General features: G+C 69.7%; 11 protein-coding genes. 3 read left to right on the top strand and 8 right to left on the bottom strand.

Annotated features, from left to right (window positions below):
* The first annotated feature begins 60 nt into the window (after window positions 1–60).
* Window positions 61–1512 (top strand): penicillin-binding protein 2, encoded by a 1452-nt coding sequence (locus LRD69_RS06025; protein ID WP_277325508.1) that lies wholly within the window; start codon window positions 61–63, stop codon window positions 1510–1512.
* A gap of 84 nt (window positions 1513–1596) precedes the next feature.
* On the opposite strand, the gene LRD69_RS06030 is transcribed toward LRD69_RS06025, so the two are convergent.
* Complete coding sequence (locus tag LRD69_RS06030; RefSeq protein WP_277325509.1) at window positions 1597–3072, bottom strand: NCS2 family permease; 1476 nt, start codon at window positions 3070–3072, stop codon at window positions 1597–1599.
* A 229-nt stretch (window positions 3073–3301) separates the two neighbouring features.
* On the opposite strand from LRD69_RS06030, the gene LRD69_RS06035 reads away from it, so the two are divergent.
* The gene (locus LRD69_RS06035; RefSeq protein ID WP_277325510.1) at window positions 3302–3874 is read left to right on the top strand and encodes a SigE family RNA polymerase sigma factor; all 573 of its coding nucleotides are present in this window, start codon (window positions 3302–3304) and stop codon (window positions 3872–3874) included.
* Window positions 3871–4614, top strand: a complete 744-nt coding sequence (locus LRD69_RS06040; protein ID WP_277325511.1) for a hypothetical protein — start codon at window positions 3871–3873, stop codon at window positions 4612–4614. The genes LRD69_RS06035 and LRD69_RS06040 overlap by 4 nt, the downstream gene beginning before the upstream one ends.
* A gap of 76 nt (window positions 4615–4690) precedes the next feature.
* On the opposite strand, the gene LRD69_RS06045 is transcribed toward LRD69_RS06040, so the two are convergent.
* The 7 genes from LRD69_RS06045 to LRD69_RS06075 form a co-directional block, all read right to left on the bottom strand.
* Complete coding sequence (locus LRD69_RS06045) at window positions 4691–6034, bottom strand: pectate lyase (protein WP_277325512.1); 1344 nt, start codon at window positions 6032–6034, stop codon at window positions 4691–4693.
* Window positions 6035–6314: 280 nt separating this feature from the next.
* A complete protein-coding gene (locus LRD69_RS06050; protein ID WP_277325513.1) occupies window positions 6315–7658 on the bottom strand; it encodes a sugar ABC transporter substrate-binding protein in 1344 nt (447 codons plus the stop codon).
* Complete coding sequence (locus LRD69_RS06055) at window positions 7655–9235, bottom strand: glycoside hydrolase 43 family protein (RefSeq protein WP_277325514.1); 1581 nt, start codon at window positions 9233–9235, stop codon at window positions 7655–7657. Before LRD69_RS06055 ends, LRD69_RS06050 begins: the two co-directional genes overlap by 4 nt.
* Window positions 9232–10062 carry a PmoA family protein gene (locus tag LRD69_RS06060; protein WP_277325515.1) on the bottom strand — a complete coding sequence of 277 codons (831 nt, stop codon included), beginning with the start codon at window positions 10060–10062 and terminating at the stop codon, window positions 9232–9234. Before LRD69_RS06060 ends, LRD69_RS06055 begins: the two co-directional genes overlap by 4 nt.
* On the bottom strand, window positions 10059–11234 hold the full coding sequence (locus LRD69_RS06065; RefSeq protein WP_277325516.1) for a Gfo/Idh/MocA family oxidoreductase: 1176 nt from the start codon (window positions 11232–11234) through the stop codon (window positions 10059–10061). The genes LRD69_RS06060 and LRD69_RS06065 overlap by 4 nt, the downstream gene beginning before the upstream one ends.
* 110 nt (window positions 11235–11344) lie before the next feature.
* Window positions 11345–12256: a carbohydrate ABC transporter permease gene (locus LRD69_RS06070; RefSeq protein ID WP_277325517.1), complete on the bottom strand. Its 912-nt coding sequence runs from the start codon at window positions 12254–12256 to the stop codon at window positions 11345–11347.
* Complete coding sequence (locus tag LRD69_RS06075; RefSeq protein WP_277325518.1) at window positions 12253–13182, bottom strand: sugar ABC transporter permease; 930 nt, start codon at window positions 13180–13182, stop codon at window positions 12253–12255. The genes LRD69_RS06070 and LRD69_RS06075 overlap by 4 nt, the downstream gene beginning before the upstream one ends.
* Between the last annotated feature and the right edge of the window lie 112 nt (window positions 13183–13294).

The following is a 13294-nucleotide window of genomic DNA, read 5'->3' on the forward strand; positions in this document are numbered from 1 at the left end:
ACGGTGAGAACCGGCACGGACGGGAACGCACCGGACCTCTCCGCGCGTCCCTCCAGCGGGATGAACAGAACAATCAGGCGCGCTTCGGTCTTCTGTCTGCTCCTGGTCCTCGCCCTGCTGGGGCGGGCGACCTGGGTGCAGGCGTACCAGGCCCGAGCCCTCGCGGACGAGACACACAACCGGCGGAACACGATCGCGCAGTACGCGCAGCCGCTCGGCAACATCATCGTGGCCGGGTCACCGGTCACCGGATCGAAGAGGACCCGGGGCGGCGATCTCGCGTACAGACGCACGTACACCGAGGGCGAGCTCTACGCCGCCGTCACCGGGTACAGCTCGCAGGCGTACGGCGCGACCCAGCTGGAGGGGATCTACAGCCATGTGCTCGACGGCACCGACGACCGGCTGAAGAACCCGCTCGACGTGGTGACCGGCAAGCAGACGGCGCCCGGCAACGTGCTGACGACGATCGACCCGGACGTACAGAAGGCGGCGTACGAGGCGCTCGGCGACGACAAGGGCGCGGCGGTCGCGATCGACCCGCGGACCGGGCAGATCCTGGGCATGGTCTCCACCCCTTCGTACGACCCCACCGGGATCAGCGGGACGTCGGACGGCGAGACATGGCAGAAGCTGCTCGCCGACCCGGACAAGCCCCTGGTCAACCGCGCGCTGCGGCAGCCGCTGGCGCCCGGTTCGACGTTCAAACTGGTGGTGGCGTCGGCGGCGCTGGAGAACGGCCTCTACAGCTCGGTCGACGAGCGCACGGAGAGCCCCGACCCTTACACACTGCCCGGCACGTCCAGGGTCCTGAAGAACGAGAGCGCCTCCGCACCCTGCGAGAACGCCACCCTGCGCACCGCGCTCCAGTACTCCTGCAACAACGTCTTCGCGAAGGTCGCCGCCGATCTCGGCGAGGACAAGGTGCGGGCGATGGCGGAGAAGTTCGGCTTCAACACGGAGAAGCTGGATGTGCCGGTGCGCGCCTCGACGAGCGTCTACCCGACCGGCATGGACAAGTCGTCGACGGCGCTGACGGGCATCGGCCAGTTCGAGGTCACGGCGACCCCGCTGCAGATGGCGATGGTCTCCGCGGCCCTCGCCAACGGCGGTGAGCTGGCGGCGCCGCACATGGTGTCCGGGGTGACGGACGCGAAGGGCAACACCCTGCAGGACTTCACGGACGGCGACACCCGGCGGGTCGTCTCGGCCTCGACCGCCGAGCAGCTGCGCAGCGCGATGGTCACCGTCGTGGAGCAGGGCACCGGCACCAATGCCCGGATCGACGGGGCCGAGGTCGGCGGCAAGACGGGCACCGCGCAGAACGGCGTGGGCAACAGCAACACCCCGTACGCCTGGTTCACCTCGTACGCCAAGGACGGGTCCACCGGCAAGGAGGTCGCGGTCGCCGTCGTCGTCGAGGACTCGGGCTCGGCACGCTCCGAGGTCAGCGGCAACGGGCTGGCTGCGCCGGTCGCGCAGAAGATGATGAGGGCGGCGCTCAAGGCGTGAGAAGAGGCGTCCGGTCCGGCACGGTGGCCGGGGCCCCGTGCCGGACCGGACGACGCGGCTGTGACGACGAGCTGCGCGGGGCGGTTACTTCACACCGAGCAGCTGCTCGATCGGGTCGATCGCGAAGTACACGGCGAACAGCGCCGAGGTGCCCCAGAGCAGCCAGTGCACCTCGCGCGCTCTGCCGAGGACGGTCTTGATGACGACGTACGCGAGGAAGCCCGCCCCGATGCCGTTGGTGATCGAGTACGTGAACGGCATGACGGCGATCGTGAGGAAGGCCGGGATGGCGATCTCGTACTTCTCCCAGTCGATGTGCCGGACCTGGGCCATCAGCAGAAAGCCGACGGCGATCAGGGCGGGAGCGGCCGCCTGGGCGGGGACGACCGTGGCGAGCGGGGTGAGGAACAGGGCGACGGCGAACAGCGCGCCGGTGACCAGGGAGGCGAAGCCGGTGCGGGCGCCCTCGCCGACGCCCGCCGCGGACTCGATGTAGGACGTGTTGGACGAGGCGGAGGCCGCGCCGCCCGCCACGGCCGCGGCGCCGTCGATGAGCAGGACCCGGCCGAGGTTCGGGACCTTGCCGTCCTCGTCGAGGAGCCCGGCCTCGTTCGAGATGCCGACGACGGTGCCCATGGTGTCGAAGAAGTCGCTGAGGATCAGGGTGAAGACCAGCAGGACGATGGTGAGGACGCCGGTCTGCTGGAACGCGCCGAAGAGGCTGAAGGAGCCGACGAGCCCGAAGTCCGGTGTGGCCACGATGTCGTCGGGGACGGACGGGACGGTCAGCCCCCAGGCGGCCGGGACGATGTCGGCGATCTCGTTGATGACGATCGCGACGGCCGTCATCACGACGATGCTGATGAGGATGGCGCCCTTCACCTTCCGGGCCAGCAGCGCGACGGTCAGCAGCACACCGAGGCAGAAGACCAGGACCGGCCAGCCCGAGAGCTGCCCGGTGGCACCGAGCTGGACGGGTACGGACCCGGTGTCCCCGGGGATGCGGGTGGCGAAGCCCGCGTCGATGAAGCCGATGAACGCGATGAAGAGCCCGATGCCGACACTGATCGCCTGCTTGAGGGCGGGCGGGATGGCCTGCATGACGGCCTCGCGCAGCCCGGTGACGACCAGGACGCAGATCAGCAGCCCCTCGATGACGATCAGGCCCATGGCGTCGGGCCAGCTCATCAGCGGTGCGATCTGGAACGCGACGACGGCGTTGAGGCCGAGACCGGCGGCGACGGCGAGCGGCAGATTGCCGCCGAGCCCCATGATCGCGGTCATCACGGCGGCCACCAGGGCGGTGGCGGTGACGAGTTGGGGGCCAGAGAGGTGGGCGCCGAACTTGTCCTCGGCCGAGCCGAGGATGATCGGGTTGAGGACCAGGATGTAGGCCATCGTGAAGAACGTGGCGAAGCCGCCGCGTATCTCGCGCCCGAAACTGGAGCCGCGGGCAGTGATCGAGAAGAAGCGGTCCACGGCATTGTGCGCGGGAACGGCCGTAGTGGGGGCTGGTGGTGCGTCGGGGCTGTCGGTCTTGTCCACGGTGCTGTCCGGCATGGCACTCCCTCGGTAGGTGAAGATCTCTCGGCGGGTAGCTGGATTGTTCCTTCGAGCACAGGGTCTTCAGGTTTTCGCCGTGTTACGCCTTACTGGGATCGCACACCCGTGTCGAAGCGCTTCCGGGGTGCGCTGGTACGCTCCCCGCCCGCACCCCGCGGACGGTACCGGGGAACGTACACAGCGGGACTACGCGCGTACAGGGAATCGAGTGCACAGAGAGGTACCCGTGGGCCCAGTCGACGACGATGCCGCTGCCGCCGAGTTCCATGAGTTCTTCGAGGCCCATTACGCCGAACTCGCCCGCTTCGCCCATCTCCTGACCGGTGAGGCGGAGGGCGCGGACGATCTCGCGGCCGATGCGCTGCTGGCGCTCTGGCACCGCTGGGACCGGGTCCGCGGCGCCGACCATCCCGTCGCGTACGCGCGGGGTGTCGTCACCAACCTCGCCCGGACCAGGATCCGCAGCGCCGTGCGCGAGCGCCGCAGGATCGCCCTTTTCTGGGCGCCGCGCGGGGGCGGCGACGGGTACGCGGTGGACGATCCGGATGTGTCGGCGGTGGTCGACGTCCAATGGGCGCTGCGCAAGCTTCCGTTCCGCAAGCGGGCGTGCGTGGTGCTGCGGCACGCCTTCGACCTGTCGGAGCGGGACACCTCGCTGGTTCTCGGGATATCGGTGGGCACGGTGAAGAGCCAGACCTCGCGTGCCGTGACGGAGCTGCAGCGCCTGCTCGGCCCCGATACGCCCGCCGCGCAGGTGCAGGTGGCGGTGGCGGTGCAGCACGCGGGAGGAAGCCAGTGAGGGACCACGAGGTGCGTGAGCGGCTGCGCAAGGCTGCCGAGGCTCACCGCCCCGACCGGGAGCGGATGCTGGCGCGCGTCGAACGCGGGATGGCGGACGGCCGCCGCACCGCCGCTCCACGCGCGCCGCGGGGCGCGCTGCCCTGGCTGCGGGTCACCGGGGCGGCTGCGGCGGTCTGCAGTGTGCTGGCCGCCGGGGCGTTCGTCGCCACCTCGGCGGGCGGCGGCGAGACTCGGGGCGGCCGGACGGCGGCTCCCCCGGTCCCGTCCGCCTCGGCCCCGTCCGCGGCTCCGACGGCTCCGGCAGCCCCGACGGCTCCGGGGCACGTACCGGAACTGCGCGCCGAGGACGGGCCGCTGCGGGTGGACGGCGTCATCGACCCGCACAGCAACCCGTACTGGGCGCAGAGCAATGTGACGCTCAGGACGACGCAGCCGCTCTCCTCGCTCACGGTCGAGCTGCGCGTCGCCCTGACCGGCGGCGTCCGCACCACCGGTTCGTGGCGCTCGCTGCCGGTGGAGAACTTCGCCGCCTCGACGCGGGAGGAGGACGGATTCCTCGTCTACCGGTGGACGCTGAAGCCCGGACGGACGGTGCCGGCCGGCACGCACATGTTCGCCGGCCAGTACAACCACGCGGAGGGCGAACGGGACGCGAGCGGCGACTACTTCACCGCGGTCGCAGCCCGAACCACCGGACGGGGCGTCTCCGTGAGCGACGGCTTCGCGGTGGGCGGCTGACAGCACCACGGGGAGCCCCTCGACCGGTGCGGTGGGGGACCGAGGGGATCCGCGTGCTGCGCCGGCGGGCCGCCGGTCAGCAGCCCTTTCCGGCTCCCGCGCCGTGGTCGACGATGCCCGGCACGGCGCGCGGGTTGTCGATCCTGGTGCGCAGGGTCGGGGTCCAGCCGGCGCCGGAGACGAGCTGCTCGGCGGGAACACCCGCGTTGTGAACGGCGATGAGGTCGGTCCTGCGGCCGTTGACGTAGTTGTCTCCGGCGGTGATCGGGGCCTCCTTCCACTTCTTCAGGATGGTCGCCGGGTCGACCTGCGACGCGAGGGTGAAGGCGTTGTGCTCGGCGACGATCCGGGACTCCATGCCCACGCCGTAGCTGTAGCCGTACGGGGCGTCCGCCGTGGCGACGAAGTGGTTGTTGTACGAGTCGACAGCGCCGAACCGGACGCGCGGCGCGCGTTCCTTGAGGTCCTGGAAGAGGTTGTGGTGCAGGGTGACGCGGAGCTTTCCGCGGTCGATCGCCGCGGTGGCGGCGCTGTCGCTGTTGCCGATCAGCATGGTCTTGTCGTGGTTCTTCAGCACGTTCCAGGAGACGGTGACCAGGTCGGCGCCGCGGACGATGTCGAAGAGTCCGTCGTGCTGCTGGAAGACGTCGCCGTAGTAGAACGGCTGGTCCGCGTCGGGACGGTCGCCGTCGCTGAAGGTGTTGTGGTCGACCCAGACATGGTCGGAACCGGTGACGACGAGGTTGTCGTACTCGGAGTTCCAGGCACCGGTCTCACCGTCGGTGGGGTCCCACTGCGGGAAGCAGTCGTAGGTGTCCTCGAAGGTGATGTTGCGGACGATGACGTTCGAGACGTCCATCACCTGGAGGCTCGCGCCGATGACGGTGGCGTCGTCGCCGACACCGATCAGGGTCGTGTTGGAGGGGACCTCCACCTCGACCGATTCCTTCTGCAGGGCGGCGGACGCGGCGCGGGCATCCTCCAGCGGTCCGGACGGCAGCGTCTTGCCCCAGGTCTGCGGGTCGTACGCGGCGAGGTACTTGTCCAGGGTGTAGCCGTCGGTCTGGTAGTCCTCGCAGCCGATCGGACTGCCGGCGGCGTCCGCGTTGCCGTGGATGGTTCCGTCGATCCTGACGATCTTCGGGGCGTCGCCCGCGTCCTTGAAGGCCGCGATCAGTTCGGCCCGGTTGGCCACGGTGTAGACGTGGTCGGGGGTCGCCGCGGAACCGCCGGTGGTGGAGCCGTCGGCGGCGGCCCAGCCGTCACCGGCCGGGAGTACGGCGCGCTCGATCCCCCGGTGACCGGGCGCCTGGTGTCCCTTCTGGGAGGCGGCCTGGGCGGGGACGGTCACGGCAAGTGCGAGCGAGGCGCAGCCCATCACCAGGGCGATGGCGCGTGCATGAGACATGCGTGCAGACATGGCGGATCCTTCGACGGTGAGTGGTGAAGTGACGAAGCGGTGCGGTGACGTACGGAGCGCTGTGTGCGCCGGGCCCGGATCCGGGTGATCCGGTCCGCCGGGACCGGTGCGCCGGGGCGGATCACCTCGCATGGTGCAGGGACGCCCTCGCCCAGCAGCGTGCGAGCGGTCGGGATGTTCCCGTCGTGCGGGAGGAGAGGACCGGCGGCGGGGCGCGACCCGTACCGCCGCCGGTCCCCGGTCACCGGGGGCGCCGGCCGTGGGAGAGCGGTCGGTCGGATCAGCTCTTCTTCTGGTCCTTCCACTCCGCCTGGGCCTTGTTCAGCTCGTCGGCCATCTTGTCCAGGAAGGCCTTCGCGGTGGTCTTGCCGAGAAGCACCTTCTGGAACTCGGGCTCGTTGTCGGCCTTGCTGACGGTGTTCCAGTCCGGCAGGTAGTACGGGAGCTGGACGATGGTGGTGGAACCGTCGTTGAGGGTCTGGGCCGCGAGCTTGGTCGGCTCGGTCTTGGAGATCCAGGCGTCCGTGGCGGCCTCCGTGTTGGCCGGGATCAGGCCCGCCGACTCGTTGAACTTCGAGTTCGCCTCGTGGGAGGCGGCGAACTCGATGAACTTCCAGGCGGCCTCCTTGTTCTTGGAGGACTTGAACAGGCCGAGGCCGTCGACCGGGTTGGAGACCTGTACCCGCTTGCCGCCGGGGCCGATGGGCTGCGGAATGCCGCGGAACTTGTCGGCACCGAGGGCCTTCACGTGGTCCTGGTAGGAGCCCAGGTTGTGGTTCAGCATGCCGATGGTGCCGGAGTCCCACTGGGCGACCATCTTGATGAAGTCGTTGTTGAGGTCGGCGGACGGGGTGACCTTCTTGAAGAGGCCCGTGTACTTCTCCAGCGCAGCGACGTTCTTCGGGTCGTTGAGCGTGGTCTTGTCACCGCTCGCGTCCCAGAAGGACGTGATGCCGGACTGTCCGTACATCGCGTCCATCGCCTGTGCGATGGAGCCGGCGCCGCCGCGGATGGTGTAGCCGAACTCGTTCTTCTTGGCGGCGGTGAGCTTGTCGGCCGCCTGGTAGAACGTGTCCCAGGTGGTCGGTTCGGCCAGGTTCGCCTTCTTGAAGAGGTCGGTGCGGTAGTACAGGACGCCGTTGTTGGCGGAGATCGGCACGTTGTACATGTGCTCGTCGGAGCCGCCGGCGTTCTTCACCGACGCGACCATGCCCTTGTTCAGCTTGCCTTCGAGGGAGGACTTGGCGATCCGTCCCTCCAGCGGCTCCAGCGCGTCCTGCGCGGCGATCCCGGCGAGCATCGCCGCGCCGACACCGCCGACGTCCGGCAGGCCGCCGCCCTGGATGGCGTTGTCGTACTTGGACTGGGCCTCGGGGGCGGCCACCCCGACGTACTGGACCTCGATCTTCGGGTACTTCTTCTCGAAGTCGGCGATGATCTGCTTCCAGATGTCGGTACGGACACCTCCGTTGTTGTCCCAGAAGACGATCTTGCCCTTGCCGCTCCCCTCGGCACCCGTCGCCCCGCTGCCGTCGTCACCGCAGGCGGTGGCGGTGAGGGCGAGCACCGTCGCGAGGGACATCGCTGCCGCGGCACGTCCCCGCTGTGTCTTCGAGATGTTCATGGTCGGCTCTTCTCTCTGAGGTCTGTCGTTTCTGGTGCGGTTCGGTCGGTGATGCGAAAACCGGTGAAGGCGGCCGTCCCGGCCGGTCCCGTCCCGGCCGGTGCGGTGGCGAAAAGGCCGAGCAGTGCGCCGACCCAACGCCAGGGAGTCGCGGCGAACGGCTGCCCCGAAGCCCGGAACCCGGTCCCGTCGCCGGTGTCGGCGAAGAAGCGGCAGCGGGCGCCCGCGGTGACCTCGATCCGGAGCCGGGCCCGCCCGTCTGGAGCCGGGCGGCTGTGCTCGGCATCCCGTTCGTGCTCGGCAACCGTCTCGGCGTACCGGTGCACGAGGCGGACGCCGCCGTCCTCTGCGCGTTCGAGGCCGATCCAGCCGAAGGCGTCGCCGAGCACGGCCAGCCCCGTCTTGGCCCCGGTCTCGTCGCTGCCGAGGGCAACCTCGACCTCGACGGTGAACGTCTCGGCCGGCAACCGCTGGACCAGGACGTTGGGCAGGGCCCGCAGGTCGTGCGCGTACGCGGTCCGTACGCAGCTGAGCCGCAGCCCGTCCCCCGAGTGCTCGACGGTCCAGCCGGGTCGCTGGTTCGCCATCCACTGCCACTGTCTGCCGTACCGGCCGCCGGGGAAGTCGTCGCTGGTCGCCGGGGCTTCGACAGGCTGCTCGGGGGCGACCGGCTTGGGGTGCACGCACACGGGTTCGCCGTGGTCGCCGAGGACCGGCCAGCCGTCCGCGCCCCAGCGCATGGGCTGGAGATGCACCACCCGCCCGTACGCCCCGCGGTCCTGGAAGTGCAGGAACCAGTCCTCGTTCGCCGTGGTCCGGACCCAGCCGCCCTGGTGCGGTCCGTTGACATCGGTGCGGCCCTGGGCGAGGACGACGCGCTCCTCGTACGGTCCGAAGAACTCGCGCGACCGGAACGCCCCCTGCCAGCCGGTGGTGACGCCGCCGGCCGGGGCGAAGATCCAGAACTCGCCGTCGTGCCGGTAGAGCTTGGGGCCTTCGAGGGTGAACCAGCCGGGGATCAGATCGGCGTCGATCAGGGTCTTGCCCTCGTCGAGGAGTTCACGTCCGTCGGGGCTCATCCGGTGGCCGGTGATCCGGTTCTTGATGCCGGAGCGGGACTTCGCCCAGGCGTGCACGAGGTAGGCCTCACCGGTCTCCTCGTCCCAGAGCGGGCAGGGGTCGATCAGTCCCTTCCCCGCCTTGACGAGATGCGGGGCGCTCCACGGGCCGCGCACCGATTCGGCGTTGATCTGCTGGATACCGTGGTCGGGATCGCCCCAGAAGATCCAGAACCGGCCGGCGTGGTACCGGAAGGACGGCGCCCACACCCCGCAGTCGTGGCGGGGCACGGCGAAGTCGGCGGCGGGTTCGAGGCGGTCCAGGGCGTGGCCGACGAGTGTCCAGTTGACCAGGTCGCGGGAGTGCAGCAGCGGCAGTCCGGGGACCCGGCCGAAGCTGGACGCGGTGAGGTAGTAGTCGTCGCCGACCCGGACGACGTCGGGGTCGGACCAGTCCGCGTTCAGGACCGGGTTGCGGTAGGTGCCGTCACCGAGGTCGGCGGTCCAGGGACGACTCACGCGGTCACCGCCCGGCGGACGTATGCGGCCGCCGTGGCCCGGTCGAGCCGGCCGTCGGCGATGACGGTGACCACGCGGCGTACGACGGTCGCACCGGCCGGCACCGGCAGCCGCTCGGCGGCGGCGAGCGAAGAACCGACGCCCGGGTACGAGGCGCTCCGGACGAACCACGGGTCGCGCCGGGTCTCCTCGGTCGCGCCGGCGAAGACGAGGGTCCAGCCGTCGCCCGTCATGGCCACCCAGTCGGCGACCCGCCCGTGGACCGCATCCTCGCCGTCGCCGAAGCCGCTGAACACGGCGGGCGCGGCCGGTTCCTTCGGAGCGCGCCAGAAGAAGCCGCCGTATCCGGCGCCGGGGCGGCCGTTGGTGGCGGGGCTGCCTATGGAGAGGTCGTCGGTGCCACGGTTGGTGAGCGAGAAGGAGAAGTCCAGCGCCCAGGCGGTGTCGGAGAGTTCGGCGACGGCGACGGTGCGGTGCTCGCGCAGCAGCTCGGTGTCGTCCGCCACCCAGCTCAGCTCCTCGACGAAACCGTCCGGGTCGCAGAGCTTCCAGCCGAGGTGGCGCTGAACGCCGTGGTTGTCGAGTGCGGTGGGGCCCTGGCCGCGTACGAAGGTTCGGCCGCCCCAGAAGTTGTGCCCGGCGACGTCCGGGACGGCGACCGAGGTGCCCAGGTGGTGGAGATGGTCGGCCGGGCGTTCCTCGGTGACCGGGACACCCGCGAAGGTGGTGACGGGGTGGAAGTAGGGGCGCCCCTCGTCCGCGGGCATATAGGTGTAGCGGCCGACGGGGCGTCCGGCGCAGCTCAGCAGTGCGGATGTCGGGGTCACGATGACCTCACCTCGGTGGGGAGCGCCCAGGAGGCGCCGAGTTCGGAGAAGAGCGTGAGGGTGTCGGCGCCCGCCGCCACCAGGGCGTCGATGCCGTGAACCACCCGGCGGGTCCCGGTAGAGGCTGTTGCGGGTTCGGTGTGCCAGGCGTCGGAGGGCAGGGCGACGGGCTCCGGGGCGGTCCGTACGGCTTCGACGACCCGCATGAACGCGCCGGTGCGCTGCGGCGGTACGAGAAGGGCGGCGCGGCCGGCGAGGTGTTCGACGAGGTTCTCCAGGAGGTCGGTCCGCCCGTGCACGGCCTCCTCGGGACCGTGCCCGGCGCGCTGGACCAGGACCCGGTCCTGCTTGTACCAGAACGTGATCCGGCCGCGGTCGCCGTGGACGACGACGTAGGGCTCGCCTGCCTCTTCGGCGCAGAGAGTGACGGCGACGGTGACGGGCAACCCGCGCGTGGTGGTGATGCGTACGCAGGAGGTGTCGTCGGCCTCGATGTCATGGGCGCGGAACAGCTCGGTCTCGATGGACGCCACATCCTCGGCCGTCCCGCTGCCGGCGAGTTCGAGTGCGGTGGCGACGGCGTGGGCGAGGGGGTTGGTGAGGACGCCGTCGACGACGTCGGCCGTGCCGATCCTGCGCCGCCCGGCCCAGGGCGCCCGGTGGTAGTAGGCGTCGTCCCGGACCCAGGCGCCCGCGGCGCCGACGCCTTGCACGGCGCCGATGGCACCGGAGCCGATGAGTTCCCGGATCGCCGGCACGGCGTGCGAACCGAAGGACTGGAAGCCGACCTGGCAGGAGACGCCGGCCGCCCGCACGCCGGTGACCATCCGCTCGAAGTCGGCGTATGTCGCGGCGGGCGGCTTCTCCAGCAGGAGGTGGACGGAGCGGGCCGCAGCGGTCAAAGCCAATGCGGTGTGCGTCTGGATCGGGGTACAGATGATGGCGACGCGGGCTCCGGTGGAGTCGAGGAGGTCACCGAAGTCGCTGGACTGTGCCGGAAGTTCACCGGCGAAGGGGGCGAGTTCGGTCTCGGTCAGCGGAGTCAGCTCGCAGATGCCGACCAGACGGACGAGACCCTGGTCCTGAAGGCGGCGGATGTTGGCGAGATGCCAGCGTCCGTGGCCGCGTGCGCCGGCGAGGACGACCGGGAGGGGCGTCTGGACCGTGTTCATCCGGCCCTCCGTATGCGTCCCTCGGATGTGAGTGGGTGTGCGGTCATCGTGGAGTCCTCCTCGACCGGGCGGCGTGCGGGGGGTGGGGACAGCGCCTCACTGAGCGGCTGTCAGCCCTTCACGGCACCGGCGCTGAAGCCGGTGATCAGCCATTTCTGGATGAAGGCGAAGACGATCACCACGGGAATCGCGGCGATCACCCCGCCCGCGGCGAGCGCGCCCAGATCGACGCTGTCCGCGCCGATGAGGGTGTTCAGGCCGACCGGGATCGTCTGCTTGTCCTGCTCGCTGAGGAACATCAGGGCGAACAGGAAGTGGTTCCAGCTGTGCACGAAGGCGAAGGAGCCGACGGCGATCAGTCCGGGACGCAGCAGCGGCAGCACCACCGCGCAGAAGGCCCGGAAGCGCGAACAGCCGTCCACCCAGGCGGCCTCTTCCAGACTGACCGGCACGTTCTTGATGAAGCCGCTGATCAGGATGATGGAGAGCGGCAGCTGGAAGACCGTCTCGGCGATGACGACGCTCCCGAGAGAGTTGATCATCTGCAGGTTCTTGAAGATCTCGAAGAGCGGTACGAGCATCAGCGCGCCGGGGATGAACTGCGAGCAGAGCAACGCGAGCATGAAGCCGTTCTTGATCCGGAAGTCGAACCGGGCGAGGGCGTAGCCGCCGCACAGCGCGACGAGCGTCGTGGCGACCAGGGTGCAGACGCCGACGATCATGCTGTTCTGGAAGAAGACGGCGAAACTCCGCTCGTTCCAGACCTTGGAGAAGTGCTCCGCCGTCATCGGCCACGGCACAAGTGAGGTGGATCCGGTGGGCCGAACGGCGAAGAGGAACATCCAGTAGAACGGGACGAGGGTGAAGAGCAGATAGATGCCGAGCGGCACATAGATCTGCCATCGCGGTACGTCGTCGAAGGCGCGCTCACGTCCGCGGCGGCGGTGTTCGGTGGGCGGCGGGGTGGGGCGTACCGTCCCCGGGACGGTGCCGGTGTGCTTCTCGGCGAGTGCGGCAGTCACTTGTGGTCGCCTCCGAACTTGCTCAGGCGCAGATAGACGATCGAGCAGAAGAGGAGGATCACGAAAGCGACGGTGGTGAGCGCGGAGGCATAGCCGAAGTCGTGGCCCTCGATGCCGGTGTTGGCGACATAGAGCGGCAGGGTGGTGGTCTCGCCGGCCGGTCCGCCGCCGGTGAGGGTGTAGAGCAGGTCGACGTTGTTGAACTCCCAGACGCCGCGCAGCAGCGTGGAGAGGATGATCGCGTCGCGCAGGTGGGGCAGGGTGATGTGGAAGAACTGCCGCAGTCGTCCGGCGCCGTCGACCGCTGCCGCCTCGTACAGCTCCTTGGAGACGGACTGCAGGTCGGCGAGGATGAGGATGGCGAAGAAGGGGACCCCGCGCCAGAGTTCGGCGACGGTTGCAGCCCAGAAGACGGTGCCGGTGTCGGAGAGCACGGAGGTGCCGTAGTCGCCGATCCCGGCGTCCGCCAGGTAACGGCTGAAGCCCGTCGACGAGTTGTACAGCAGGATCCAGATGGTGCTGGTCAGCACCCCGGAGACGGCCCACGGCGAGAAGACCATGGCGCGGGAGATGCCCCGGCCGATGAAGGTCTGGTTGACGATCAGAGCGAGCGCTAGGCCGAGCGTGAGCTGGAGCGCGACCTGGGTGACGACCCACTGGGCGCTGAAGCCGAGCGTCGCCCAGAACTGGTCGTCCTCGGTGAAGATTCGGGTGAAGTTGTCGAAGCCGGCGAAGCCGTTCCGCCACGGCTTGGTGACGTTGTAGTTCTGCAGGCTGTAGTAGAAGACGCTGACCATCGGGTAGGCGATGAAGCCCAGCATCAGCAGCCCCGCGGGGGCGACCAGCAGATAGGGCAGTCGGCGGGGGTTCGCGGAGCGGCGCCGGGGCACCTTGGGCGGTGTGGCCACAGTGGCGGCTTGGGCCATGACACGTCTCCGTTCCTTGGGAAGTGCGAGTTTCGGTGGTGCGTGTGCAGACAGCGGTGACGCGTGGGTGGTGCAAGCGCTTACCGCGTGCCGTTCGGCGTGCCGAACAGCC

Origin of the sequence: Streptomyces sp. JH14, assembly GCF_029428675.1 — a bacterium.
In the GTDB taxonomy this organism is placed as follows: Bacteria; Actinomycetota; Actinomycetes; order Streptomycetales; family Streptomycetaceae; genus Streptomyces.

What these genes read in the sequence shown, in the direction of transcription:
- LRD69_RS06025 (WP_277325508.1), top strand. Translation starts at nt 61, where the DNA reads ATGAACAGAACAATCAGGCGCGCTTCGGTCTTCTGTCTGCTCCTGGTC.
- LRD69_RS06030 (WP_277325509.1), bottom strand. Translation starts at nt 3,072, where the DNA reads ATGCCGGACAGCACCGTGGACAAGACCGACAGCCCCGACGCACCACCA.
- LRD69_RS06045 (WP_277325512.1), bottom strand. Translation starts at nt 6,034, where the DNA reads ATGTCTGCACGCATGTCTCATGCACGCGCCATCGCCCTGGTGATGGGC.
- LRD69_RS06050 (WP_277325513.1), bottom strand. Translation starts at nt 7,658, where the DNA reads ATGAACATCTCGAAGACACAGCGGGGACGTGCCGCGGCAGCGATGTCC.
- LRD69_RS06065 (WP_277325516.1), bottom strand. Translation starts at nt 11,234, where the DNA reads ATGAACACGGTCCAGACGCCCCTCCCGGTCGTCCTCGCCGGCGCACGC.
- LRD69_RS06075 (WP_277325518.1), bottom strand. Translation starts at nt 13,182, where the DNA reads ATGGCCCAAGCCGCCACTGTGGCCACACCGCCCAAGGTGCCCCGGCGC.